Below are 25,942 nucleotides of genomic sequence, written 5' to 3' on the forward strand. Positions count from 1 at the left end.
AATAAGATAGTGGCCATCAGGACAGAGATGATCATGGGAGGCGGGTTTCGGCCCCTCCTTTTCTCCTGCAACGGATGGACGTGAATCATGACGAAACCCTGGATCGGGGCACAACCCGAAGTCTGCGTCGCGCATGCGCATTACGATCTGAAGGGCGAGATGGAACGCCGCCCCAATCCGCCGCCCTGTGTCCAGGTCAACAACCTGACCGATCTCGAGCGGGTCGTCGCCGATGCCGAGGTGCTGGTCGTTTCCATGCTCTGGAAGAATCATATTCTCGACTGGGCACCGAAACTGAAACTGGTGCAGTCGGTCAGTGCCGGCGTCGACCATTACGACCACGCCCTGTTCCGCGAGCGCGGCGTGCATCTGTGCAGCGCCCAGGGGGTGAATGCGAACGCCGTTTCGGACCACGCGCTGGGCCTGCTGCTGAACCTGTCGCGCCGGCTGTACGAAGCGCGCGACGACCAGAAGAATGCCTATTGGCGCCCGACCAGCAGCAACCCGAAGGACCGGCTGCAGGAACTGGACAGCAAAACCGTCCTGATCGTCGGCTATGGCGGTATCGGGGCCCGTGTCGCCCGGCTGTGCAGGGCCTTCGGCATGAACGTGATCGCGATGCGCCGTTCGGTCCCCGAAACGCAGCCAGAGGGGGTGCGAATCATCTCGAACCGGGATTTCCTGTCCACCCTGCCGCAGGCCGACGTGGTGATCCTGACCTGCCCGCTGACCGAGGAGACGTTCGGGCTGGTGAATGCGGAAGCCTTCGCCGCCATGCGCCCCGATGCGGTGCTGATCAACGTGGCACGCGGCAAGGTCGTCGACGAGGGCGCCATGATCGAGGCGCTGCAATCCGGGCGGATCGCCGGGGCGGCGCTGGACACGTTCGTCGAGGAGCCGCTGCCCGCCGCCTCCCCCCTCTGGTCGATGGACAATGTGGTCGTGACGCCGCACGCGGCGGGCGAGACGCAGTTCTATGAACGGAACGTCGTGGACACGCTGCTGACGAACATCGGCGCGCTCGAAGCCGGTACCCCGCTGAAGAATCAGATCGTCTGACGACAGGCAGGGGCGATTTCGGCTTTACGGTGCCGCCCGCCCCCCTAAACTCGATATGCGTTGTAAACGGTTCGCCTGATGGCGGCGGGGGAGGTCCTAGAGTGACAACACGTCGAGCCTTTGCATCAATCCTGGCCCTGGGCGGCGTCGCGGCCGCAACATCCCTTTCGGGCATGCGCCCGGCACGGGCGCAGGAAGCCGGAGGTACGATCGCGCGCATCAAGGCCTCGGGCAAGCTTCGCACCGCGGCCATTCCGGGAGCCGAACCCTTTTTTCACAAGGATATTCTGGGGGGCGGCTGGAGCGGCGCGTGCGTCGACATGGTCAAGGACATGGCCGCGGCGCTGGGGGTTGTGCCCGATATCATCGAAGCCGAATGGGGAACGTCGGTCATGGACCTCCAGACCGGCAAGATCGACGTCATGTTCGCCCTGAGCCCCACGCCCGCGCGGGCGCTGCAGATCCAGTTCAGCGACATCGCCATCAACAATGCCTTCACGGTGATTGCGAAAAAAGGCCTTTCGGTCGCGAAGTGGGACGATCTGGACAAACCCGAGATCCGCGTCGCCTTCGATACCGGATCGTCGCACGACATCTTCGTCCGGCGCCGGCTGCCCCACTGCACCCCCGTGGCGGTCCAGTCCCCGACCGACGCGATCATGGCGCTTCAGGCCGGACGCGCGGACTGCGTGGTGCAGGTGGTGGTGATCGCGGCCGTGATGCATGCGCGCAATCCGGCGGTGGGGGACCTGGTCCTGCCGCAGCCCGTGGTGCATCAGCCGACCTGTATCGGCGTGCCCGTCTCGCCCGACCCGCGTTTCCTGACCTTCGTCAATAACTGGCTTCTCTACAACCGTTCGGAGGGCATCGTGCAGGACTGGATGTTCAAGGCGCTGCGGGCCGGCAATGTCGACCCGGCATCGCTGCCACCCGGCCTGGAATTCTGACGCGGATGCGGCCCGCATCATGACCTATCAATGGGATTTCGGTCCGATCCTTCAATACTGGTCTCTTTTCAGGATCGGTCTTGAATATACGTTGGGCTTCACCCTAGCCAGCGCGATCGTCGGCATGGCCGCGGGCCTGCTGCTGACGCTGGCGCGGCGCAGCGGCTGGAAGATCCTGTCCATCCCCGCCGGCGCGGTCGTCGAAATCTTCCGCTGCACGCCGGCGCTGGTGCAACTGGTATGGTGCTACTATGCGCTGCCGGTCGTGCTGGGGCTGAGCCTGTCGCCCGCCACGGCGGCGCTGCTGGCACTGTCGCTGTACGGCGCGGCGTTCTACAGCGAAATCTTTCGCGCGGGACTGGATTCGATCGACCGCGGCCAGTGGGACGCCGCCGCCGCGCTGGGCATGACGCCCTTCACGATGATGCGCCGGATCATCATGCCGCAGGCCCTGCGGCGCATGACCGCCCCGCTCGTCAGCCAGGTGGTGCTGCAATTGAAGAACACGTCGCTGATCTCGGTCGTGACCGTTCCCGACCTTGTCTATCAGGGGCAGATGGTCGCCTCCGCCACCTACAAGCCGCTGGAGGTCTATACCACGATCGCCATCATCTATTTCCTGATCCTGTTTCCGATGACGCAGGGCGCGCGGCTGCTGGAGCGTCGGCGTCATGGCTAGGGCACCGCTGATGATCGACATCGTGAACCTGTCCAAGCGTTTCGGCAGGCGCGAGGTGCTCAAGGATATCTCGCTGGGGGTGCCGAAGGGCAATGTGCTTGCCCTGATCGGCCCCAGCGGATCGGGAAAATCCACGCTGCTCCGCTGCGTCAATCTTCTCGAAACCCCCGATTCCGGGTCGGTCACGATCGACAGCCATACGATGCGCTTCGGTGCCACGGCGTCGCGCCACCGTACGAATTCCATGGCGGCGTTCCGTGCGGAAGCCGGCATGGTGTTCCAGTCCTTCAACCTGTTTCCGCACCTGACGGTCCTGGAAAACGTGATGTCCGGCCCGCGTTTCGTGCGGGGCCAGTCGCGCGACGCGGCCGAGCGGATCGCCCGGCCGCTGCTGGAGCGCATGGGGATGGAGAGTTTTGCCGACACCATGCCCGAACGCCTTTCCGGCGGCCAGAAGCAGCGCGTGGCGATTGCCCGCGCCCTGGCGATGGAACCGAAGGTCATGCTGTTCGACGAGGCGACATCCGCGCTCGACCCGCAGCGCGTGGCCGAGATCCTGAGCGTGATGCGCGACCTGGCGCAGGCGGGCATGACCCAGATCGTGGTCACGCATGAAATGTCCTATGCGCGGGACGTGGCCGATACCGTCGTCTTCATGGCGGATGGATATATCGTGGAATCGGGCCCGGCGCGGCAGGTCATCGAGGACCCGCGGGAAGAACGGACCCGGACATTCCTCAAACATTTCCATATGGGAAAAGCCTGATGGACGCCACGTCTTCTCCGCCGGCGCAGGGTGCGCGGACCGTCGTCATCGGGGCGGGGGTCGTGGGCGTGACGATCGCGCTGCGCCTGCGCCGCCTGGGGCATGACGTCACCCTTCTGTCCTCCGACGCACCCGGATCGGACAATGCGACGAGCTATGGCAATGCCGGATGGCTGAGCCCGGGGTCCGTCGTACCGATTTCCATGCCCGGCATGTGGAAGAAGGTACCCGGCTACCTGCTGGATGCCCATGGTCCGTTGCGCCTGCGTCCGTCGTCGCTGCCGCATATCTGGCTGTGGCTGCTGCGCTTCGTCGCCTGTGGCGCCACCCGCGCCCGCGCCCGCGCCATTGCGTCGGCCCTGCGGCCGTTCCTGGCCGATGCGGCGGACCGGCATGCCGCCCTGGCGGCGGAAGCGGGTGTTCCCGAACTGATCCAGCGCAGGGGACTGCTGATCGTCTATCCGGACAAGGCCGCCTATGAGGCCGATGCGTTCGGCTGGCAGCTCCGGCGCGAAAACGGCGTGCGGTGGAATATGCTCGACCGCGCGGCGCTGGAAGCGGCGTGTCCCGGCCTGAGCCCCCGATACGGTTTTGCGGCGCAATTGCCCGATGGCGCCCATTGCGCCGACCCGGGGGGCTATGTGGCGGCCCTGGCCACGCTGGCGCGCGCGCAGGGCGCGCGCTTCGCCGACGGCCATGTCGATGGCTTCGTGATCGAGGGCGGGCAGGTGCGCGGCGTGCGCATGGCGGGCCAGGTCGTGGCCTGCGACAGCGTCATCGTCGCCGCCGGGATGGGCGCGCGCGCGCTGGGCGGGATGCTGGGAGATTCCGTGCCGCTGGTGAGCGAGCGCGGCTATCATGTCCAGGTTCCCGACCTGGCGGACGAACCGCCCGTTCCGGTCATGATGTCGGACCTCAAATTCGGCATCACCCCGATGAAGGGGGGGATGCGCGCCGCCGGGCAGGTGGAATTCGCGCCGGAGGGAGCGGCGCCGGACTGGCGGAGGGCCCGTATCCTGCTGGATTGCCTGCGCGAGGGCCTGCCCCTGGTCAAGATTGGGGGCTTTTCCACGGTCCGGCACTGGATGGGCAATCGGCCGTCGACACCGGACTGCCTACCTGTCATCGGCCCCTCGCCCTCGACGCGGGGCGTGTTCTATGCCACGGGCCATGGGCATCTGGGGCTGGTCAGCGCCCCCTGGACCGCGGAGCTGATCGGACGGATGGTCGGCGGCGATAGCGTCCCCGAGGCCGCGCCCTACGACCCCGCCCGGTTCCTCCGGTTCCGTCTCTGAACGCGGCATGAACGCGATCGCGCCCGAATCACCGGCTGCTGAGAGCCTTTCCGCCATCCGGCAGGGCGCGCTGATGGCGATCCTGCTCTCGGTCCTGCTGGCGGTTCTCGATTACGCGGTCGCCAATATCGCCCTTCCGACGATCGGGGCGGATCTCCACGCCTCCGCTTCGGTCTCGATCTGGGTCGTCAACGCCTATCAGCTCGTCAATTGCATGCTGCTTCTGCCGCTTGCGGCCTTCGCCGAACGGATCGGCGCGAAGAAGGTCTGCCTGGGCGGCCTGGCGGTGCTGATGGCGGGATCATTGCTCTGCGCGCTTTCGCACCATATCGCGACCCTCGCCTTCGCGCGCGGCGTGCAGGGGGCGGGCGGTGCCGCGATCATGGCGGTCAATACCGCGCTCATCCGGATGGTCTGCCCCCCTGCCCGTCTCGGACATTGTCTCGCGCTCAATTCGCTGACCACGGCGCTGAGCGTGGCGCTGGGCCCTTCCGTCGCGGCGGCGATCCTCTATTGCACCGGTTCGTGGCGCTGGCTGTTCCTGTTCAACCTGCCGGCCGGCGCGCTGGTGTTCGCCTTGTGCAAGGCGCGCCTGCCCGCCACGCCGCCACTCCAGCGCATGATCGACCCGCTGTCGATCGTCCTGAACATGGCGGCCTTCTGCCTCATCCTGACCGGCAGCGATTTCGTGGCCCGTAACGAATGGGCATCGGGCGGGACGATCCTGGTCCTGCTGGGGGCGGTGGCGGGCGGGCTGCTGCTGATTCGCCAGAAAGAGCATGCCTCTCCCCTCCTGCCGGTCGACCTGCTGGCGCGCCCCGCTTTCTCGGTCGGCGTCATGACCTGTTTCCTGGGCTATACGGCGGCGAATTTCTTCATGATCTCGATCCCGTTCTCCCTGACCGGCCTGTTCGGCCGCTCGCCGGTCGCAACAGGGCTGCTGATCACGGCATGGCCGGGCGCGATGGTGCTGACGGGGCCGCTTGTCGCCCGGCTCTCGGATCGGATTCCGGCGGGCACGCTGTCTTCGCTGGGGCTGGCGATCAATGGCTTCGGTTTCCTGATGGTCCGGATGACGCCGCTCGATGCCGGCGGTTTCGATATCATGTGGCGCTTCGCGCTGGCGGGCATGGGGTTCGCCATGTTCGTCTCGCCCAACAACCGCGCCATCGTGCTGGCCGCACCGCATGATCGCAACGCCAGTGCCAGCGGCATGATCGCGCTTGCGCGCATCATGGGACAGACCTGCGGCGCGACGCTGGTGGCCATGATCATGGCCCGGGTGGCAGACCGGCCGACGCTGCTATGCCTGGACTACGCGGCTGCCGTTGCCTGGTCGGCAGCCTTGCTGAGCCTGAGCCGCAAGATGAAAAGGAGGTTGCCGTGCTCCTTCCCCGCCGCCTGATGCCGTCGGTGCCCGAACTCGTTGCCTTCGAAGCGGCGGCCCGGCACCAGAATTTCAGCGCCGCCGCCGAGGAGCTGAGCCTCACCCAGGGCGCGATCAGCAAGCAGATCCGAAACATGGAAATGACGCTGGGCGTTTCGCTGTTCGACAGGCGCCGCAAGCGTCTGATCATGACGCGCCAGGCCAAGTCGATCCTGCCGTCCGTGATTTCGATCCTGGAGCAGATCGCCGGCACGACCTATCGCGTCCTGTCCGCGGGAGACGGCGAGAACACGCTGAACCTGCATATGTTCTCGACCTTTTCGTCCCGGTGGCTGATCCCCCGCCTGCCGCGGCTGATCAGGCAATATCCGCAGATCAGGGTCAACATCACCACGGTCTTCGAACCGTTCAGCTTCGACGGGTCCGACTGCGATATCGCGGTACATTACGGCGCGCCGGTCTGGCCGGACGGGCAGCTCCATCATCTGTTCGACGAGACGATCGTCCCGGTATGCAGCCCGGCCTTTCGCGACGCGACGAAACTGGAGACGGCCGAGGATCTTGCACGGGCCAGCCTTATCCAACTGACCACCCGTCCCGCCTTGTGGGATTTCTGGTTCGCACAGGTGAACGTCTCCGGCGCCGCTTCCTTCAAGGGGCATGTCTTCGACCAGTTCAACGCGACGATCGAGGCGGCGATGGCAGGCTTCGGCGTGGCGCTCGTCCCCACGATCTTCGTGGAACGCGAGCTGGCCGATGGCACGCTCTGTGTCGTCTCCAACGAGACGATCCGTTCGCGCGGGGCCTATTACGTCGTGACGCCGGTCGAGAAAGCCCATGACCCCGCCATCTCCGCCTTTATCCGCTGGATCTGCGCGGAAAGCGCCGCCTATGGCGGGCTGGGCGAGGCCGCGCCGGGGACCCTGCATTTCAACGGATATGAAGGAACGAGAAATTGAGCGACATTCTCTACGTCGATACGAATCATCGCCGATCCCGCGCCGTCGTGGCGAATGGCGTGGTTTACGTGGCCGGCCATACCGCCGCCGACCGCAGCCAGGACGCCGCCGGCCAGACACGCCAGATCCTCGCCGCGATCGACCAGATCCTGGCCGAAGCCGGAAGCGGCAAGGACCGGTTGCTGAGCGTCACGATCTGGCTGGCCTCGATGGACGATTTCAAGGCCATGAACGAGGTCTACGATTCCTGGATCGTTCCCGGCCGGGCCCCGGCGCGCTGCTGCGGCGAGGTCAAGCTCGCGCTGCCCGACATCCGCGTTGAAATCATCGCCACCGCGCTGGCCGGCTGACAGGCGCCCCCGCCGCGGCATCACCCGGATCGGGAGGCATCGTCTTTCGAGAAAAGCGGGTGGCTGCCGGGGTCGGAGGCCGAAGGAATCCAGCGGCCGAGCCAGCGCGCGAGGCCCGGCCCGGTGAACAGGACCAGCACGAAACGCACCGTCTGCATCGCCATCACGAAGGACATATCCACCCCAGGCGTGGTGGAGGCGATGATGGCGATCGTATCCTCGCCGCCCGGGCTGCAGGACAGCCAGGCGGAAAGCGGGTCCGTCTGGCCGCACAGGACCAGCAGCCACGCCACCGCGCCCGACGCCGCGATGACCAGCAGGGTCGACAGCACGACCCAGGGCGACGCGCGCAGGGCATGGCGCACGATCCCGGGCGTGAAGCGCAGGCCGATCCCCCACCCCAGCGCCGCATAGGCCGGAACGCGGACCCATCCGGGCAGGGCGATCGTCAGCAGGCCCGTATCCTGCAACGCCGCGCAGACGACCAGCGGTACCATCAGCGCACCCGCGGGAATACGCCATTTCCGGGCAAGGAACGACGACGCGGCAATGGTCAGTAGCGTTTCGGCGATCGCGTCGGCGTCTCCGCCGGTCGCGGGCGCCGGCAGCGGGGCCGGCATCGCCGGAGCCGCGGCGAAAAACCGCGTGACCGCCGCGGCACTGCCCGAGACGAAGATCACGCGCAGATATTGCATGAAGGCGACAAGCCGCATATCGGCGCCGTAACTGGCGGACATGATCGTCATCGGGGTCGCGGCACCCGGCGACGACCCCCATAACGCCGTCGTCCCCGGCAGGACGCCGGTCCGCGCGAGGGCGAAACCTGCGGCGGCGCTGACCAGCACGACGGCCAGGACCCCGGCGAAAAAGACCGGCCCCCTGTCGAGGATGCTGGCCAGGACGGACAAGGGCAGGCTGGTGGCGATCAGGCAGCCGATCACCCCCAGCGCCAGCGGAAAGATCGGGCCGGAAAAGCGCAATTCCTGGCCGGTGACACCGGCGACGATGGCACAGATCATCGGGCCCAGCAGCGCCGATGCCGGCAGGCCGGCGCGGCGCAACAGTTCGGCCAGCACCATCGACCCCGCGACCAGGGCCACCCAGCGCGGCAGCAGCCTGCGCATGGCCATGGAGCCCGAACCGACGTCAGACATGCAACGCCGCCTGTTCCGGCGCGGGGGCCGCCATGCGCCGGGCCGGGTGCCGCTCCGCCGCCAGCCAGCCGGCCCCCGCGGTCGCGACCAGAAGCGCCCCGGCAACGTACAGCCCGCTGGCCAGCGCGGACCCGGTCGCGGCCAGCAGCCATGTCACGGTCGCCTGCGACGTGCCGCCCACCAGCATGACCGTCATATTGTGGACCGTCGCCAGCACCGTGGTCCGCGACCCCGGCTCGAACACCTCGGCGACGACCGTGCTGTAGGCGCCGAAAAACAGGCCGCAGAAAACTGCCAGGCTGAACTGCGTGATCAGCAGCCGCCCGACCGAAGGCTCGGCGTGCCACACGGGCTGGTCGGTCGTGGACAGGTAATGGGCCTTTGGAAAATAGCCTCGGAACAAGGCGAAAATATCCGGATGGCCCATGATGACAATCGTCATGATACCGGCTCCACGCGGGCAGGTACGACCGGATCGCCATAGAAGAGCGTGATGCCGGCCAGTATCCTCAGGTCCTGGCGACGGCGGCCGTGTCGCTCCAGCGCCGCACGCAATTTCTCGGAATAGGCCTGCGCTTCCGCCAGGGAGCGCGGCAGGGCGTAGATCACCTCCGCATTGCGTCCGGCCAGTTCGATACCGGCGTCGCTCGCCCCCGCCTGTACGAGGATGGGCCGGCCCTGGGGGCTGCGCGGCACATCGAGCGGACCACGCACGCGAAAATGCGGCCCCTCGTGATTCAGGACATGGAGGCCGGCCGGGTCGAGAAAGCGCGCCCCCTCCTTGTCGCCGAGCAGCGCATCGGCACTCCATGAATCCCACAATCCCTTGACGACTTCGGCGAATTCGAGCGCCCGGTCATATCGGGTGTCATAGTCGGGATGGCTGTCGCGGCCGAAATTGCGTGCCTCGGCGTCGGACCATGACGTGACGATGTTCCAGCCGGCGCGGCCGCCACTGATCCGGTCCAGCGAGGCATATTTCCGCGCGATGTGGAATGGCTCGTTATAGGTGGTGGAGGCCGTCGCCACCAGGCCGATCCGCTCGGTCACCGCCGACAGCGCGGAGAGAAGCGTCAGCGGTTCGAGATCGGCGACCTGCGAGGACTGGCCGATGGTGCCGGGCGGCGCATCGGTGACCCGCACACCGATGCCGTCTGCAAGAAAAAGCATGTCAAAACAGCTTTCCTCCGCCAGGCGGGCGACCTTGGCAAAATGCCGGAAGCTGGTACTGCCGCCAGGGTCGGCAGCCGAATGTCGCCATCCGGCCGCGTGATAACCCAGGTACCGGATCGAAAGACCGAGGGACATGGTCTTCTGGGGTGCGTTCACCAAGGCGGCCTCTCCTGGTCATGGGGACAATTCCCGGATCGGGTCAGAGGGAGAGGTCCAGTTGCATGTAGTAGTAGCCGCCGAACAGACCCATCTGCTGAACATCCATGTTATAGATTTCGGACCCGAGATATTGCACCGCGTACGGAAGCTTGCGGGGATAGGCGTTGCCGACATTGTTGGCCCCCAGCGTGGCGTGCAGGCGCGGCGTCACCTGGTAGCCTATCGCAAGATCGGTCTGGAAGCGCGGCGTCTGGACCCAGCGCAGGAACTGCGTGACCGAATTGACCATGGACGCCGGCACGTCGTTCCAATAGGTATTGTTCGACGTCGTGCGTCCGTAGCGGGTTTCATGCACCGAGAAATCCAGCTTTCCCCAGGTCCAGCGGCCGCCGAAGATCAGCTTGTTGCGCGGCATGTACGAGGTCAGGAACGACCTTTGCTGCGCGTTCAGCAGCGTGTTTCCGTTCAGGTCGGTCCCGACGGAGCGGATGTTGGTCTGGTTGAAATTGACCGCCGCGTCCCAGTTGATTCTTCCATATCGGCCCAGATTGGTCAGATAGGTGGCCGTGATGTCCATGCCGCGCGTGCGCGTCGATGCGCCGTTCGTCTCATACTGTGCCGTCGCGGTCGCCGACGTGGAAGGGAAGAAGAGCCCGGACAGTTCCATCGCCTGAATGGCCTTGGCACCGCCATAGACGCCGCCGATCACGATACGGTCACGAATGTCGATCTGATAGGCATCCAGAGAGAGATGCATGTTCGTGATGGGATTGAGGATGATGCCGGCGCTGAAACTCGTCGAGCGTTCGGGTTTCAGCGGCCGGGCGCCCAGCAGCCGGGCGCCGGGCGAGTGCACGCCCAGGACACCGGAGGCCGATGTCGGCGATTCCGTCAGACTGGAGAAATTCTGCTCGGCGAGGGTCGGCGCGCGAAAACCGCTGCTGACGGTGCCACGAACGGCAAAATACCTGTTCACGTCATAACGGGTCGAGACCTTGCCGATCTCGGTATCGCCGACATCGGTATAGTGCTCGAACCGTCCGGCGAAATCGGCTTTCCATCCCTTCAGGAATTCCGTCCCGACATCGATATACCCCGCCGTTACGTCGCGGCTCGACGTGCTGGCGAGGCCGGGCGGGATCGCATGCTGGCCCTGGGCGCCCGATATATAATAGGCGTTGTAATCCCCGGCACCGATCTTGTAGGTCTCGTACCGATATTCGGCACCGATCGCGAAGTTGAGCGGGCCCGCCAGAACCCCCGTATCGAAGCTGCGCCGGAAATCGAGGTTGTTCGTCCACTGCGTGGTCGTGTAGGCGGTCTGGTGGAATTCGGTCGGTGTGTAGCCGTAGGTTTGCAGCAAGCTCTGGCTGCCGGTATTGGCGATGTTCACGTCGTTATGGTTGCCGCCATATGTCGTCGACAGATCGAAATCGAAGCCCAGGAACGTCTTCCCCCTGAAGCCGACCGTGACACCGTAATCGGTCTCGTCGGTCTGGATGATGGGAACATAGCCGTTGGGGAAGAGCGTGGGGAAGGTCGCCCCCGGCACGTCCACGCCGGTCCGGAAATTCTGCAACGCGTCGGCGACCTTGTGGCCGAAGGTCGAGAAGGAATAAAGCGTCAGGTCGTTCCTGACATTGTATTCCATGTTGTAGCCGAGCACGACCTGGACCGCGCGTGGCATGCTCATGATCGGATTGTCGTATCTGTTCGTGCGCTTGTCCCATCCGCCACGGATGGCATGATCCTGGAACTTGAAATCCGCACCCAGGTTGAAGAAGCCATTGTTCGGCAATTCGAAGCCGGCCCCGATATAATCCTTCGAGGTAAAACCATCCCCTTTGTAATATCCGCCATTATTGGCCGACATCTGGATACCATGCTTGCGGTGCGTCAGGATGACGTTGATGACCCCCGCGATGGCATCCGACCCGTACTGAGCGGCAGCACCGTCTTCCAGCACTTCGATATGATCGATTTCCGAGACCGGAATCATGTCGATATCGACCGGTGTGGTGCCCTGTTGCGGGCCGGGCGCGTAATAGACGGTCGACGTGGTGTGGCGGCGCTTGCCATCGACCAGAATGAGCGTCTGGTTCGATGTCAGGCCGCGCATGTTGATCGAATCGATTGTATTGGCTGTGCCCGTGCCGACGGTCTGGCGGGTCAGGGACGGAATCAGCGTGGTCAGTGCGTCGCGCAGGTCGGCCTGCCCGGTGGATTTGAGCTGTGCCGCCGAGATGACGACGACAGGACTGATACTGTCGCGGGCTTTCGCATGCGGATCGCGGGTCCCCGTCACGATCACCTGTTCATCGGCTTCCCCAGAGGCAAAATGGCGTGCGGGGGACGCCTTGACGGGCGCCAGGACGGAGGCCGCCATCGGCGCCGGCAGCGAGGCAGGCCGTGGCGCCGGCGCGGACGGACTGCGCGCCGACGCGGCGGCGTGACCCTTCGCCGCACGCGCCGCCTTGGTATTCTGACCGGTCGCCGCGAAACCCTCGGACGCGATCACGGCCGGAAGTACAACGGCGAGAGCCGTCGAGAAAAGTGCCTGACGCTTCATTCTGCTCTGCCTTCTTCGCCTCTTCTGCGCCGCGCGACGCGGCATTCTCCAGACACGGGATCGCTCCGATCGAGAATGGTTGCCTCATTCCGCCAGGCATCGAACCCGATGCATGAGGAAGCCTATCTCAGTTCGGATAAGCAACAAAACATATATAGGTCGCGATCTGATATTGTTTTTACGGTTAAGATGAAAAGAATTCCCGCTTCCGCGTTTCCGGACATCGTCCCTGTTTGGTATCTGCCGCGCAGGATCTGTGCCTCTTGCATGACCGATCCTCGCTCAGAAAATCCGGAATGTATCGATCGCTTTTTATTTCGAAGACGAAAAAAATTCATCGTATGATCACCTCATGGAAAGATTTCGTGCCGTTTCCTCCACCTGGATGAGGCATGAGTCTTCGCTCGCCGCTCTGCGTACGGGCCGTGGCCTCAGCCGCCATCGAGCGGCCGACCGGGATTTTTTATCTCCGCCGGCGCCAGCCACCCTCCCCTCTGGCGATGGAATGGCGTTTGCGGCATGAGGCCGCCCCGCCCATGCCGGTTCACGGCCAGGCACCCGGGCACGGCGCGAGGAGTTCCGATTTCGTAATAATGTGATATCCATGTGTTCCCTGAGAGGAAAATGGAAATGTCGCCTTCCGGGATCGAGAAAATTTCCGGCGGATTGGAGCGGCTGAACGAACGGGTACGGCAGGATCTGCGATGGCTCGATCTTCCGACGCGTCCGTGGGTGCCGCCGCAATCCGTCGATCGGCAGCAGGTCATCGATGTCGCGGTCGTCGGCGCGGGGATGGCCGGCCTGCGCCTGCTGAAAGGCTGAGCAATGCCTGGGAGAGTTCGCGTCCGCTTCCTGGAAGCGGGTGCCTTATGTCGAACCGGTCGACATCGCCCGGGCAGGCCCGCAGCAGCTTGGACATCATCGGCCTTATCCATGCCGTTGCGATCTTCGGCTGGGCTAACCGGTTGATGCACCCGCCCGGCCATGTCGTGCCGGCGGCGCGGAATTGCTGACTCCTCGATCGCGAGAAAAATACCCAACAGTACAGGAGTAAAGCCGATGCTTTTAAAGAGACGACACCTGCTGACGGGCCTGGCCTGCGCGGCGGCCCCCGCGGCCCTGGCCGCGTCGCCCCGCAAATCCGTGGTCGTCGTCGGGGCCGGTATCATCGGCGCGTCGGTCGGCTACCACCTTGCCTCCTACGGCGCTGACGTCACGATTATCAATCGTGCCGGCCCAGGGCAGGAAACCACGGCCAAATCCTTTGCCTGGTTGAATGCATTCAACAAGAAACCCTATTCCTACTATACATTGAACATGCTTGGCATCCTGGGCTGGCGTCGCCTCCAGCAGGAAATCGGCACGGACCTCGCCATCCAATGGGGCGGCGGCGTCTCGTGGCACGCCGACGAACAGAATGCCGTGGAAGAAACACTGGACATCATTCGCAGGCTCGAAGGCTGGGGCTATCCCATCCGCAGGATCGGCAAGGCGGAGGTCGAGGCCCAGTTGCCGGGCGTTCGGACCGGGTCGTGCGCCATTGCCTGGAAATCCGACATCGACGGGACGGTGGACCCGGTCGCCGCGGCGGAAGCCCTGGTCGCGGCCGCGGCCAGGAAGGGCGCGCGTCTTGCCATGGGCACCAATGTACTGGCCCTTGACCGGACGGGCGGGCGTGTCACGGGCGTGCAGACCGGCAAAGGCCTGATCCGCGCGGATCACGTCGTGCTCTGCATGGGCAATGATACACCGGCAATGGCGGCAACGGCGGGACTGAAGACTCCGCTCAAGGAATCAAGAGGCGTTCTGGCCCATACGGAGCCGCTTCGCCCTCTTTTCGGGCGGGTGGTCATGCCGCCGGGCTGCGACATCAAGCAGAATCCCGATGGGCGCCTTGTCACCGGCTCCAATTTCGGCGACAGCGGCGATACGCCGGCCGACGCCGCCACGGGCGCGAGGTTCCTGGCGCAAGTCCGAAAGTTCTTCCCTCACCTGGCCCCCCTGCCGCTCGAATTCATGACCCTCGGCCACAGGGTACTGCCGGTCGACGGGCATCCTATCGTCGGCGCCTCGGCCAGCGATCCGAACGTCTATGCCGCCGTCATGCACAGCGGCATGACGCAGGCTCCGATCATGGGACAATGCATCGCAATGGAAGTCCTGAACGGTGTTCCCGTCGACTGGCTCTCCGATTATCGGCCCAGCCGGTTCGCATAAGCATCGGCGAATCCCCCTGTGGACGAAGACCGCCGGAATCCATGCGTCCCAGGGGGCGCAGACCTATCGGGCAATCGTGCCTCTCGCCGCTTTTGGAGCATGACAATGACGACAGACAGGATGCGGATCGGCATCGCCGGCATCAACGGGCGCGTCGGGCGCCTTCTGCGCGAAGAGGTCGCGGCGGCCGGCGCCACCCTGGCTGGCGGTACCAGCCGCGATCCGCATGCCGACAGGTCCGAGGGCCTGTTCGCCACGCTCGGCGATCTGGCCCCGCTGTGCGATGCGGTGATCGACTTCACCCATGCCGTCACCGTCCGCGCGCACGCCGCCGCCCTGGCGAAATCAGGCGTGGCCTGGGTGCTGGGCACGACCGGCCTGTCGGACATCGACCAGGAAGCCGTCGCCACGGCCGCCCGCACCATCCCCGTGGTGCAGGCCGCGAATTACTCACCGGGCGTCACCCTGGTCACGCGCCTGGCACGCCAGATGGCCGAAGTGCTGCCCGCTGCGGTCTACGATGCCGAAATCCTGGAAATGCACCACCGCCAGAAAGTCGACGCACCATCCGGCACCGCGCTTGCGATCGGCCAGGCGGTGGCCGACGGGCGGGGCATCGACCTGTCCAGCCATATGGAATCCGGGCGCACCGGCCATACCGGCCCGCGCCAGGCCGACGCGATCGGTTTCGCATCCCTGCGCGGCGGGCAGATCGTGGGGGAACATACGCTGACCTTCACCTCGGCCAGCGAACAGATCGCCCTGACGCATCGCGCCTTCGATCGGCGCGTCTTCGCCGCCGGCGCGGTGCGGGCCGCACTGTGGCTGCGGGGCCGCCCGCCGGGCCTGTACACCATGGAAGACGTTCTGGGACTTCGATAAATCTCGGAGAATCCGGACAGTTCCGCGGAGATAGATCAGGCGGGCCAGCGGCCATGCCTATCGTCAGGATAAAACCTTACCTATCGCCCGGTCCATGATTGTCGCACGTTGCTCAATGGCCGTCATTAAACAGCTTGCAGGACGGTCCGGGGCGCAACACGCTCCAAAACGACGAAAGCCGCCTTGCGGCGGCTTTCTCGTATCCGACTGATTTCCTGTGGAAATCTGGAGCGGGCGATGGGATTCGAACCCACGACCCCAACCTTGGCAAGGTTGTGCTCTACCCCTGAGCTACGCCCGCTCACCGTGTCGGTGAACGGGGGTTTAAGGGAAAGCAGATCGGCTGACAAGGGGGGAAAATGCCCTTCCGTGTTTTTTATGTCGGGGGTGCTTTGCCGCTTGTGAGACAGGTGGGCGATGACAATGTTAGAGTCAGCATGAGGCCGGGCATACCCGGCGGTAGAGCACGATAAAAACAGGCAGGATCGGTTTTCATGGAGTACATCATCGGTCAGTCCCGAGCAGCTCAGCGCCCGGCGGGTGGCCTGATTGACGAAGCGGGGGCCCCTGCGATGGCAAGCGCCGCAGCACATAACGACGCCGGGATGATCGTCGATGGCAACCAGGACACGTTCATGCAGGACGTGCTGGAAGCCAGCCGCACCATGCCGGTCCTAGTCGATTTCTGGGCCACTTGGTGCGGGCCCTGCAAACAGTTGACGCCGGTTCTGGAAAAGATCGTCCGGTCGGCCGGTGGCCGGGTCAAGTTGGTCAAGATCGACGTGGATGCCAACCGGGCCCTGGCCCAGCAGTTGGCGCAGGTCGGGCTGCCGCTGCAATCCATTCCGCTGGTCGCGGCCTTCTGGCAGGGGCAGATTCTCGACCTGTTCCAGGGCGCGCAGCCGGAAAGCGAGATCAAGCGTTTCGTCGAAGGCCTGTTGCAGGCGGCAGGGGGCGGCAGCATGCCGGCCGCGGACCTGATTGCCGCCGCCCGCGCCGCACTGGATGCCGGCAGCGCCGAGGAAGCAGCCGGACTCTATTCCCAGACCATCGAAATCGAGCCCGAGAACCCGGCCGCCTGGGGCGGGCTGACGCGGGCCCTGATCGCCATGGGGGACGAGGACGCCGCCGAGGCCGCCCTGGCCGACGTGCCGGCCAAGATCGCCGAACATGCGGAAATCACCGGTGCCCGCGCGGCCCTGGACCTGAAGCGTGAAGGCCGCAAGGCTGCCGAGGCCGCCGAGGAGCTGCGCCAGCGTCTGGCCGCCAACCCGGCCGACCATGAGGCACGCTATGAGCTGGCGGCAGCATTGAACGCGGCGGGCCTGCGGCAGGAAGCCGCCGACGAATTGCTGAGCATCATGCGTCAGGATCGTGGCTGGAATGACGATGCCGCGCGGTTGCAGTTGATCCGGCTGTTCGAAGCCTGGGGGCATGACGACCCCGCGACCTTGCAGGCGCGGCGGCGCATGTCCGCATTGCTGTTTTCGTGACGTGCGCCCCCATGGCCTGCCAGCGTTGATCGACGACGACGTTCCCCGTGCTGTCCCGCGCCTGCGGGACATGACGCTGGCGGACATGCCGGCCGAACTGGGCTTGTTCCCGCTCCGCGAGGTTCTGCTGCTGCCACGGGGCAAGCTGCCGCTGAATGTCTTCGAGCCGCGCTATGTCGCGTTGCTTGAGGACGCGCTGGCCGGGAACCGGCTGATCGGCATGATCCAGCCGCGTGACGATGCCATGGACGACGAGGATGGCGAGAACGGCGAGGATCAGTTCCCGCCCCTGTACGATATCGGCGCCGTCGGGCGTGTGACCTCGTTCACCGAACGGGCCGACGGAACCTATGCCGTGACGCTGACCGGCCTGGCCCGGTTCCGCCTGTTGCGCGAAACCGGCCTGCACCGTGGCTATCGCCGGGCGCGAATCGATGTGTCGTCCTTCGCCAGCGACCTGACGGACAGTGCGGACCTGTTCTTCGATCGCAGCCGCATGCTGACGGCGCTGCGGCGCTATTGCAGCCTGCGGGGATTCGGCACGCGCTGGAACGTGATCGAGCAGATGGATGACGAGACGCTGCTGATCACCCTGCCGATGATCTGCCCCTTCCCCGCCGCCAAAAAACAGGCGCTGCTCGAATCCGCCTCGCTGAACGACCGGGCGCGGACATTGCAGACCCTGCTGGAACTGGCTGGACATGAACCCGGCGACGATGCATCTCACCCACCAGTGTGAGGCCCCATCCACACGACGCCGGATGGGCTGCCTCCGCAACCGGCCATGCGTACAGGAGACCAGCCGATGACCGAAACCGCCCAGCCCCCCCTGGACCCGCGCCTGCTGTCGATCCTGGTCTGTCCCGTCACCAAGGGGCCACTGATCTATGACCGCGAGGCCGGGGAACTGATCAGCCGCCAGGCCGGTCTGGCCTTTCCGATCCGCGACGGCATTCCCATCATGCTGCCGGACGAGGCCCGTTCGCTCGACGCCTGAGACAAGGGCGTTGCCCTTGACCCACCAAAGGGCAGTCGTCCTTTGGAAACCCATTCGTTATCAAATGATCGGGGTGCAGGGCCTCAGGCCCTGCCGGGTCCAGGGCAGAGCCCTGGCCTGACGCAGCCTACATCTTCGCGGGCAGAACCGGCACATTGTCGATCAGCCGCACGCCGGCCAGCCACGCGGCGACCAGCAGGCGCGCCGGCCGGCCGTCGAAGCGGGCCACCGGCGCCAGATCGGCTTCGCGCCGCAGGTCCAGATATTCCACATCGCTGAACCCGGCCGCCAGCAGGCGGTCGCGCGTTGTCGCCATGACCCTGTCCATGGACTGGCCATCGGCGATCGCGCGAGCCGCGTCTTCCAGCGCCCGTGGCAGGGCGCGGGCGCGGTCGCGGTCGCCGGGACCGGTCAGGCGACGGTTGCGCGACGACATCGCCAGCCCGTCGGCCTCACGCACGGTCGGACAGGTTTCCACCCGGATCGGGATGTCCAGATCGGCGGCCATCCGGCGGACGACATGCACCTGCTGGAAATCCTTCTCGCCAAAGAAGGACGCGTCGGCCTGGCTTTGCAGGAACAGTTTGCACACCACGGTCGCCACCCCGTCGAAATGGCCGGGACGATGGGCACCGCACAGGCCATCCGACACGCCGCGCACCGACACGGTGGTGGCGAAGCCGGACGGATACATCTCGGCCACCGTCGGCGCGTAAAGCACATGCGCGCCGGCTTCCGCCAGCAGGCGCGCATCGGCTTCCATGACGCGCGGATAGGTTTCGAGGTCCGCCGGATTATCGAACTGGGTCGGGTTGACGAAGATCGAGACGATCACCCGATCGGTGGCGCGCAGGGCCGCGCGCACCAGGCTGAGATGCCCCTCATGCAGCGCGCCCATCGTCGGCACCAGCCCGACCGTCAGCCCGTCCCGTTTCCAGTCGCGCACCGCCTGCCGCAAGTCGGCGACGGCATGGAGCGTCCGCATGTCGGTGGTAAGCGTTTCCAGCATCTGTCCTGCCGTCCGTGGAGGGTTGCGTCCGGTTATATCGGCCCGTTTCCCCGGCATGGAAAGGCCGGCGCCATCTCTTCCGCGTGAGCCGGAATGTCTGCTATGAACGGCTGCGGCCTGGTATCCCGCATGCGAAATTCATGCATGAATTTCCGAGACCGGCAGGCGACCAGGATATTCTTTTTATCCAGTCTCCGCCGGGCGGAGACCGGGCAGGAGGCCCCCTTTGCTCCAGACGATGCGGTTTATTGGCCTGGCGGCCCTCGTTCTCTCGGTTGCCGCCTGTGGGGGAGGCAAGCACAAACATTCCCCGAAGACCCAGAAGGAAGTCTGGCAGAGCCAAGGCTTCGAAGCCGGGCTGAAGACGTCCGGCGCGCATTGACCCGGCGTCAGGGCGTCTCGTCGACCGGTTCGGCGGGCGAATCTTCCCATTCCTCGGCGGGGACCAGATCGACGCCCACCTTCAGCCTGTCATTGCCGCCGCCCAGGATCAGCCCATGTACCGGGCTGATATCGGCGTAATCGCGCCCCCAGCCCAGGACGACATGCTCGTCGCGCATCACGATGCCATTGGTCGGGTCCAGGCCGATCCAGCCATGGGCCGGGCCCAGCCATGCCCCGACCCAGGCGTGGGACTGGTCCGACCCCAGCCGCCGTGCCTGCCCCGGCGGCGGGCGGGTGCGGATATAGCCGGACATGTAGCGCGCCGGCACGCCAACCCAGCGCAGGGCGCTGATCATGAGATGCGTGAAATCCTGGCATACGCCCTCGCGCCGGGCCAGGACCTGCTCGATCGGGGTGGAGAGCGTGGTGACGCCGGCGCGAAAGCGGAAATCGGTGTAGATCCGCATGTTCAGGTCCAGCAGCGCCGCCAGGACCGACCGGCCGGGGGTGAAGGACAGGGCGGCATAATCGCCCGCCGCCGCGTTGGCCGCGCACATCGGGCTGTCGAACAGGAATTCCGCCGCCTGCCATGCCGGCGCGCCGCCCGCGCGCGCCAGGGCGGCCACATCCTCCCATGACAGGGTGGCGTCTTCGGGCGGCGGCGGGGCGAAGGCGACCTCGACCTCCGATTCCGCCAGCACGTCGAAACTGTCATGGGGGGCTTCGTGATACAGCCAGGCGATCAGGTTGCCGAAATAATCGACGCCATCCACCCGCCGCACCGGGGCCGGCGTAACTTCCAGCCGCGTCCAGTGCACGGCCTGCCCCGGCAGGGCGCGCGGCGTGACATGCACGATATGGGCCGCCAGGTCGACCGGGCTGCCATAGACGTAACGGGTCAGGTGGCGCACGCGATAGATCATGATTCGTCCGTTGCCTCGCCACGATCGACGGTGCGCAAGCCGCCGACCGCGCGCGGAGAGGTCAGCACGACGAAATAACGCCGTGCGATCTGCTGCCCCAGGTCGCGCAGACCAGCATGGATGGCGAGCAATCGCTCCGGCAGCGCCGCCGCCGCGACATCCTGCTGCGGTGCCGACAGCACGTCATTCACCACCCCGCGCAGGCGTTCCATGACCTGGGCCGCCGCGCCGGCCAGGCCCGTCCCGTCGCCGGGTTCCAGATCGGCCAGCGCGTCGGCGACCATCGCCATCTGGCTGGCCACGCCGCGCGGATTGCCGCCATCCAGCAGCAGCAGGTCCAGCACCGGGGCCGGCTGGAACACCGCGAAATAGCGCGACCGATAAGTGATGGCGCAGTCGCTGAGTTCCAGCATCAGCCGCAATGCCCCCTCCATCCGGCCGCGCTGGGCGACATCCTTCTGGCGCAGGATCAGCGCCGTCGAGGTCAGGATCGCGCCGGCCCGTTCGACCCGACGGCCCAGTTCCAGGAACTGGCGGCCGCCGCTGCGCACCATGTTTTCCGCCGTCAGGCCGGAGATGGTCGCGCCATAGCGCAGCAGGCCGTCGGTGACGCGGCCCATCCGTTCCAGCGTGCGCCCGGCATCGCCCGTCACCCGAGCCTCGCGCAACTGGCTGCGCAGCGCATCGGTGCCCTGGACGATGGTCTCGAACGTCTCGACCGTCATCCGGTCGCGCAAGCCCGCCGATACCCGCGCGATTTCGGACAGCAGGCGCTGGGGCATGCCGGTATCGAGCGTGACGGCGGCCAGGGCCCGCACCTGGGTGGCGAAGCCCGCGCCGGCCATGCTTTCGTCCTGCAGCAGGCCGATATGGACCGCCAGGCGCAGCACGGTTTCCAGTTCCGCCCGCTCGCGGGGAGAGCCGTCGATCCGGCCGACCCGGCGCATCAGCACGCGCAGGACGCGGCCGGCATCTTCCAGTTGTTCCAGATAGCGGCCCAGCCAGAAGAAATCGTCGGCCGCCCGGCTGGGCAGGTCCCCCTGCCCGCGACGGATGGCCAGGACCGGCATGGGAGGGGCCGCGATGCCGACCAGGTTCCGGCTGTCCTCGACCGTGACCCAGACATCCTTGGTGATGCTGTGTCCGCCGCGCGCGCGATCCATCGGGCCACCGGGCGGCAGGTCGGAATCGGGCAGCAGGCGCGCCATGCCGCCGGGCATGACCTGCCAGGCACCGCCATCGAACAGCGCGAACAGGCGCAGGACGATGCCGCCGGGTTCGATCCCGGCAGACCCGATCGACGGCATGACCGAGGGGGCCAATGCCTCGACCGCCACGAACCGCTCCGGAGTCCGGCGCAGGGCTGCCAGCATGCTGTCCTTCGCCCGATCGAGGCGGCAGGACGCCCCGCGGGTGCTGACGCTGTCACGCAGCCACCAGCGGCTCCGATCTTCGGACAGCAGGGCAGCGACCCCGTATCGGGCCGGCCAGAGGGCCGGAACGTCGGGCAGTGTCAGATCCTCGCCGATCAACCGGCGGGCCAGGGCGGGCATGAAGGCGGCCAGGCCCGGAGCCTCGACAAGGCCGGATGCCGGGTGGTTCACCAGATGGACCGCGCCGCCGCGCGCGGCGTCCAGCAGGCCGGCGATGCCGGGCGTGCCGCCGCCTTCCAGTTCCAGCGGGTCGACCGTCCATCCGTCCTGGCGCAGCAGCAGCACATCCACCGGGCGGAGGCCGCGCACCGTCTTGAGCCACAGCGCGCCGTCGCGCACCGCCAGGTCGCCGGCCTCGGCCAGCACGCAGCCCAGTTCCCGCGCCAGGATCACATGCTCGGCCCACAGCGTGCCGCGCGGACCCGGCGTCAGCAGCGCCAGGCCGGGATTGCGGTCCGGCAGGCCGGCCAGCCGGTGCAGGCTGTCCTGCCACGCGTCGAAGAAGGGCGACAGAGGCTGGACTTCGCGCCCCGCGAACAGTTCGGGCAGCGTTCGGGTCATCTGCCGCCGGTTTTCCAGCGCCTGGCCGATGCCGTTGGCGCGCGCCACCCGGTCGGCGGCCACGTGCCATGCGCCGTCGGGGCCGCGAATCAGGTCGACGGCATAGAAATTGAGGAAGGCGCCCGAAACCGGACCGCCCATGCGCAGGAAACCGGGCGCCGGGTAGACCAGGGCGGTCGGCAGCACGCCATCCGCCAGCAGGGTGCGCGGCCCGTAGAGGTCGCGCAATGTGGCCTCCAGCACGCGGGCGCGCTGCACCACCCCTTCCGACAGGCGGGCGAATTCCTGCGCCGTCAGCAGCAGCGGGACCGGGTCGCACCCAGCAGCGGCGCCTTCGGCGGGGCCAGCCTGGTCGTGCAGGGCGCGCGCCATCTGCCTGCCGCGTTCGAGCAGTTCACGATGGCCGAGATCGCTGATCGCGCCGAGCAGGCGCCGCCAGTGAGGCCGGACGCCGCCATGACCGTCAACCATCTCGTCAACAGGGATGGGCGCCATGTCCATGATGCATGGTTGTATGGGCGAAGCGGCGCCAACAGTAAACGGTCTTGCGAAGGGTCGCTCCGAAGGGCCCCGTCAGCCCGGCGCAGGGCCGTGGATCAGGTCATGGACATAGGCCAGCTTTTCCAGCGCCGGCGGCGCCAGGACGAACGGGTAGAAATCGATCTGGCCCATCGAGCGGTTCAGGCTGTTGATCGCATAGGTCAGCGGCAACCACGCGTCGGCGATCCGCTGGAACGGGCCGGGGGCGTAGGGGTTGAACGCGACCTGGGTCTGCAAGACCGGATCGTCGGACACATGGATATCGACCGACAGGCCATAGGACCGCGCGGTTTCCAGCGTCGAGACGATGTGCAGGTAGTGTGCCCAGGTCTCGGCGAAATCTTCCCACGGGTGCGTGGTCGCGTAATCGCTGACGAAATTGTCCTGCCAGTTCGGGGGCGCCCCGACCTGATAATGGTGCTGCAACGCCGCCCGGTAGTCGGCGCGCTCGTCCCCGAACAGGGTACGGAAACCGTCCAGATGCCCGCCGTCGCGCACCAGCACGTTCCAGTAGTAATGACCGACCTCGTGCCGGAAATGGCCCAGCAGGGTGCGATACAGCTCCCCCATCTCGATCCGCATCGCCTCGCGCTGGGCATCGTTGGCCTCGCGCAGCGCGATGGTGATCAGCCCGTCCTGATGGCCGGTCAGCACCTTTCCACCATCGGGCGGATCGCCCAGGAAATCGAAGGCCAGCCCGCCCACAGGGTCTTCCAGCCGGTCCACGATCGGCAAATTCAGGCGCAGCAGGGTATAGACCAGCCGGTGCTTCGCCGTTTCCAGCTTGCGCCACTGGTCCAGATGCTCCTGCTCCGTCAGGTCCGGGATCGTCCGGTTCAGGCGGCAGGCCAGGCAGAAGGCATCACCGCCGGCCGGCACCAGCCAGTTGCAGGCATTCTGCCCCGCATTGGCGCAGAACCGGTAGGATGAGCCGGTCGCGGCCTTCGACAACGGGTGCCATGTGCCATCCTCGCCCGCCACCGGTTCCAGCGCGCTGAGGTCATTTTCCTCGGGCAGGTAGCCCAGGCTGTGACCGCACCGCTCGCAGGCCGTGTTCTCGAAGAACAGGACCTGATTGCAGGACTGGCAGGCGAACAGCTTCATGATGCGGGCTCCCGGACCGTTTCAGGTGCCGGCACAACGCATTGATTGGGGCGGTCGTTCCGTTTGTCGGGGCGCCGCCCCGACACCCCGGCAGGAGGCTTGCCTCCTGCACCTCCCGAGGTTGGGGTTGGGACCCATATGTATGTTCGCTATGCGGGGGCCTATCCTGAATTTCGTGTGTTTGGTGTGATGCAGGAGAAGGAGAAGCATCATGGCCCGACGCAAGAAGCCGGTGATTCCTGACGACGTTCTGGACCAGGTTCTGGCTGGTCGCGTGGTCCGCACGATGTCGGACGCGGACGCCCTTCTGGGCGATATGAAGAAAGCCCTGGCGGAGCGGTTGCTCAACGCCGAGTTGGACCACCATCTGGACGGCGAGGCTGTGGCCGGCCGCTCGAACTGCCGCAACGGCTATGGGCAAAAGACGGTGCTGACGGATGTCGGCCGGGTGCGGCTGGACATCCCGCGAGATCGGGCGGGGACGTTCGATCCGCAACTGATCGCCCGCTATCGGCGACGGTTTCCCGGCTTCGACGAGCGGATCATCTCGATGTATGCGCGCGGGATGAGCGTGCGCGAGATCCAGGGCCATCTGCTTGAAATCTATGGGGTGGAAGCCTCGCCGGACCTGATCAGCGTCATCACCGACGCCGTGCTGGACGAAGTGGCCGCGTGGCAGAACCGGCCGCTGGAGGCGGTCTATCCCGTGGTGTTCTTCGATGCCCTGCGGGTGAAGATCCGCGACGAAAGCGTGGTGCGCAACAAGGCGGTGCATATCGCCTTGGGCGTGCGCGCCGACGGCACCAAGGAAGTCCTCGGCCTGTGGATCGAGCAGAATGAGGGTGCCAAATTCTGGCTCCGTGTCATGAACGAACTGCGTCATCGCGGCGTCGAGGACATCCTGCTGGCCGTGGTCGACGGGCTCAAGGGCTTCCCCGATGCCATCCGCGCCGTGTTCCCCGAAGCCCTGGTGCAGACCTGCATCGTTCATCTGCTGCGCCATTCGCTGGATTTCGTCGCCTGGAAAGACCGCAAATCCGTGGCTACGGCATTGAAGGATATCTATCGGGCAGTGGACGCCGAGGCCGGCAAATCAGCCCTGGCTGCCTTTGCCGAAAGCCCCTGGGGCCGGAAATACACGGCGATCGTCCAGTCCTGGGAACGGGTCTGGGAGGAGGTCATTCCCTTCTACGCCTTCCCCGCCGAAGTCCGAAAATTAATCTACACCACCAATGCCATAGAGGCATTGAACGCCAAGCTAAGGCGGGCCGTCCGGGCCAGGGGACATTTTCCCAATGACGACGCGGCCCTCAAGCTCCTCTTCCTGGCCTTGAACCGGGCCGAGAAAGAATGGATTATGCCCCCAAGGGAATGGTCCATGGCAAAGGCACAGTTCGCCATTCTCTTCGGTGAACGCTTCGCTCGCGCCACCGTCTGATCAACAACGTGAACAACGCATCGCACACGAAATTCCTGACAGTCCCCTATGCGGGGATTCCGGCCAGTCCGCTATCGGAAAACACAATCAGAGACCGGCCATTAATTGGTTACCGTTCATGGTGAACGTGTCACTCGGTGATGCGGGACGAGCCCCGCTAGAAAAGAGCGGGTTTTTAAGCTCAGCACGACCCTGCCCCGCAATCAAGGTCACGATGCCGACAAGTTCCGTCATGAGCAGGCTGTGCGTGGCATAACCTCTTGCATACGGTCAAAAGACAACCGCAAGATCCCCATTCCACATGCCGCAGTCTTTATCGCTAGCGTCATCATGTCGGGAGCATGTTCGGTAGACTCAAGAATGGGCACCGCATCCATACCCGCTACGATCGCTGCGCACATACCTCATGTCCGCAATCTATATTGCAGAAACCTTCATCTCCTGGTTATGATCAATGAATCATA

24 protein-coding genes and 1 tRNA gene are annotated in these 25,942 nt (G+C 65.7%); 16 read left to right on the plus strand and 9 right to left on the minus strand.

What is annotated here, in order from left to right:
- Positions 1–87: 87 nt before the first annotated feature.
- The 8 genes from HLH36_RS12365 to HLH36_RS12400 all read left to right on the plus strand — a co-directional run bounded on the left by HLH36_RS12365 (position 88) and on the right by HLH36_RS12400 (position 7,442).
- On the plus strand, positions 88–1,059 hold the full coding sequence (locus HLH36_RS12365; protein ID WP_182986667.1) for a D-2-hydroxyacid dehydrogenase: 972 nt from the start codon (positions 88–90) through the stop codon (positions 1,057–1,059).
- A gap of 101 nt (positions 1,060–1,160) precedes the next feature.
- Positions 1,161–2,006, plus strand: a complete 846-nt coding sequence (locus HLH36_RS12370; RefSeq protein ID WP_182986668.1) for a transporter substrate-binding domain-containing protein — start codon at positions 1,161–1,163, stop codon at positions 2,004–2,006.
- Positions 2,007–2,025: 19 nt separating this feature from the next.
- A complete protein-coding gene (locus HLH36_RS12375; RefSeq protein ID WP_182986669.1) occupies positions 2,026–2,685 on the plus strand; it encodes an amino acid ABC transporter permease in 660 nt (219 codons plus the stop codon).
- Complete coding sequence (locus HLH36_RS12380; protein WP_275943794.1) at positions 2,678–3,451, plus strand: amino acid ABC transporter ATP-binding protein; 774 nt, start codon at positions 2,678–2,680, stop codon at positions 3,449–3,451. The genes HLH36_RS12375 and HLH36_RS12380 overlap by 8 nt, the downstream gene beginning before the upstream one ends.
- Entirely contained in the window at positions 3,451–4,746 is a 1,296-nt protein-coding gene (locus tag HLH36_RS12385) for an NAD(P)/FAD-dependent oxidoreductase (RefSeq protein ID WP_182986670.1), read from the plus strand. Before HLH36_RS12380 ends, HLH36_RS12385 begins: the two co-directional genes overlap by 1 nt.
- 7 nt (positions 4,747–4,753) lie before the next feature.
- A complete protein-coding gene (locus HLH36_RS12390; RefSeq protein WP_182986671.1) occupies positions 4,754–6,151 on the plus strand; it encodes an MFS transporter in 1,398 nt (465 codons plus the stop codon).
- Positions 6,130–7,092 (plus strand): LysR substrate-binding domain-containing protein, encoded by a 963-nt coding sequence (locus HLH36_RS12395; RefSeq protein WP_182986672.1) that lies wholly within the window; start codon positions 6,130–6,132, stop codon positions 7,090–7,092. The genes HLH36_RS12390 and HLH36_RS12395 overlap by 22 nt, the downstream gene beginning before the upstream one ends.
- The gene (locus HLH36_RS12400) at positions 7,089–7,442 is read left to right on the plus strand and encodes a RidA family protein (protein WP_182986673.1); all 354 of its coding nucleotides are present in this window, start codon (positions 7,089–7,091) and stop codon (positions 7,440–7,442) included. Before HLH36_RS12395 ends, HLH36_RS12400 begins: the two co-directional genes overlap by 4 nt.
- Positions 7,443–7,462: 20 nt before the next feature.
- Here HLH36_RS12400 and HLH36_RS12405 read toward each other — a convergent pair whose 3' ends face one another.
- Genes HLH36_RS12405 through HLH36_RS12420 form a run of 4 tightly spaced genes read right to left on the minus strand, consistent with a single transcriptional unit; the run spans position 7,463 to position 12,497 of the window.
- On the minus strand, positions 7,463–8,596 hold the full coding sequence (locus tag HLH36_RS12405) for an AbrB family transcriptional regulator (RefSeq protein ID WP_182986674.1): 1,134 nt from the start codon (positions 8,594–8,596) through the stop codon (positions 7,463–7,465).
- Positions 8,589–9,038 (minus strand): MFS transporter, encoded by a 450-nt coding sequence (locus tag HLH36_RS12410; protein WP_182986675.1) that lies wholly within the window; start codon positions 9,036–9,038, stop codon positions 8,589–8,591. Before HLH36_RS12410 ends, HLH36_RS12405 begins: the two co-directional genes overlap by 8 nt.
- Entirely contained in the window at positions 9,035–9,925 is an 891-nt protein-coding gene (locus HLH36_RS12415; protein ID WP_338030450.1) for an NtaA/DmoA family FMN-dependent monooxygenase, read from the minus strand. Before HLH36_RS12415 ends, HLH36_RS12410 begins: the two co-directional genes overlap by 4 nt.
- A gap of 43 nt (positions 9,926–9,968) precedes the next feature.
- Entirely contained in the window at positions 9,969–12,497 is a 2,529-nt protein-coding gene (locus HLH36_RS12420) for a TonB-dependent receptor plug domain-containing protein (protein WP_182986676.1), read from the minus strand.
- A gap of 630 nt (positions 12,498–13,127) precedes the next feature.
- Between HLH36_RS12420 and HLH36_RS12425 the strand changes: the two genes are divergently transcribed.
- The 3 genes from HLH36_RS12425 to dapB all read left to right on the plus strand — a co-directional run bounded on the left by HLH36_RS12425 (position 13,128) and on the right by dapB (position 15,596).
- The gene (locus HLH36_RS12425; RefSeq protein ID WP_182986677.1) at positions 13,128–13,319 is read left to right on the plus strand and encodes a hypothetical protein; all 192 of its coding nucleotides are present in this window, start codon (positions 13,128–13,130) and stop codon (positions 13,317–13,319) included.
- 162 nt (positions 13,320–13,481) lie between these two features.
- The gene (locus HLH36_RS12430) at positions 13,482–14,714 is read left to right on the plus strand and encodes an NAD(P)/FAD-dependent oxidoreductase (RefSeq protein WP_182986678.1); all 1,233 of its coding nucleotides are present in this window, start codon (positions 13,482–13,484) and stop codon (positions 14,712–14,714) included.
- A 105-nt stretch (positions 14,715–14,819) separates the two neighbouring features.
- Positions 14,820–15,596, plus strand: a complete 777-nt coding sequence (gene dapB / locus HLH36_RS12435) for a 4-hydroxy-tetrahydrodipicolinate reductase (protein WP_182986679.1) — start codon at positions 14,820–14,822, stop codon at positions 15,594–15,596.
- Between the two features lie 226 nt (positions 15,597–15,822).
- Here dapB and HLH36_RS12440 read toward each other — a convergent pair.
- Positions 15,823–15,897: transfer RNA gene (locus HLH36_RS12440), tRNA-Gly, on the minus strand.
- A gap of 193 nt (positions 15,898–16,090) precedes the next feature.
- Between HLH36_RS12440 and HLH36_RS12445 the strand changes: the two genes are divergently transcribed.
- The 3 genes from HLH36_RS12445 to HLH36_RS12455 all read left to right on the plus strand — a co-directional run bounded on the left by HLH36_RS12445 (position 16,091) and on the right by HLH36_RS12455 (position 18,086).
- A complete protein-coding gene (locus HLH36_RS12445; RefSeq protein ID WP_182986680.1) occupies positions 16,091–17,089 on the plus strand; it encodes a tetratricopeptide repeat protein in 999 nt (332 codons plus the stop codon).
- Between the two features lie 70 nt (positions 17,090–17,159).
- The gene (locus HLH36_RS12450; protein ID WP_182986753.1) at positions 17,160–17,828 is read left to right on the plus strand and encodes an LON peptidase substrate-binding domain-containing protein; all 669 of its coding nucleotides are present in this window, start codon (positions 17,160–17,162) and stop codon (positions 17,826–17,828) included.
- Between the two features lie 66 nt (positions 17,829–17,894).
- Positions 17,895–18,086, plus strand: coding sequence for a Trm112 family protein (locus HLH36_RS12455; RefSeq protein ID WP_114729276.1), 192 nt, complete (start codon positions 17,895–17,897; stop codon positions 18,084–18,086).
- A gap of 127 nt (positions 18,087–18,213) precedes the next feature.
- Here HLH36_RS12455 and panC read toward each other — a convergent pair whose 3' ends face one another.
- Complete coding sequence (gene panC, locus HLH36_RS12460) at positions 18,214–19,095, minus strand: pantoate--beta-alanine ligase (protein WP_182986681.1); 882 nt, start codon at positions 19,093–19,095, stop codon at positions 18,214–18,216.
- Between the two features lie 226 nt (positions 19,096–19,321).
- Between panC and HLH36_RS12465 the strand changes: the two genes are divergently transcribed.
- The gene (locus tag HLH36_RS12465) at positions 19,322–19,477 is read left to right on the plus strand and encodes a hypothetical protein (protein WP_182986682.1); all 156 of its coding nucleotides are present in this window, start codon (positions 19,322–19,324) and stop codon (positions 19,475–19,477) included.
- A gap of 7 nt (positions 19,478–19,484) precedes the next feature.
- Here the strand turns inward: HLH36_RS12465 and HLH36_RS12470 are convergent, their stop codons facing one another.
- The 3 genes from HLH36_RS12470 to HLH36_RS12480 form a co-directional block, all read right to left on the minus strand.
- On the minus strand, positions 19,485–20,402 hold the full coding sequence (locus HLH36_RS12470; RefSeq protein ID WP_182986683.1) for a transglutaminase family protein: 918 nt from the start codon (positions 20,400–20,402) through the stop codon (positions 19,485–19,487).
- Positions 20,399–22,891 carry a circularly permuted type 2 ATP-grasp protein gene (locus HLH36_RS12475; RefSeq protein WP_246376774.1) on the minus strand — a complete coding sequence of 831 codons (2,493 nt, stop codon included), beginning with the start codon at positions 22,889–22,891 and terminating at the stop codon, positions 20,399–20,401. Before HLH36_RS12475 ends, HLH36_RS12470 begins: the two co-directional genes overlap by 4 nt.
- A gap of 78 nt (positions 22,892–22,969) precedes the next feature.
- Positions 22,970–24,040, minus strand: coding sequence for a zinc-binding metallopeptidase family protein (locus HLH36_RS12480; protein WP_182986685.1), 1,071 nt, complete (start codon positions 24,038–24,040; stop codon positions 22,970–22,972).
- A 211-nt stretch (positions 24,041–24,251) separates the two neighbouring features.
- On the opposite strand from HLH36_RS12480, the gene HLH36_RS12485 reads away from it, so the two are divergent.
- A complete protein-coding gene (locus HLH36_RS12485; protein WP_182986686.1) occupies positions 24,252–25,478 on the plus strand; it encodes an IS256 family transposase in 1,227 nt (408 codons plus the stop codon).
- The last annotated feature ends 464 nt before the right edge of the window (positions 25,479–25,942 follow it).

Source organism: Gluconacetobacter aggeris, assembly GCF_014174395.1.
In the GTDB taxonomy this organism is placed as follows: Bacteria; Pseudomonadota; Alphaproteobacteria; order Acetobacterales; family Acetobacteraceae; genus Gluconacetobacter; species Gluconacetobacter aggeris.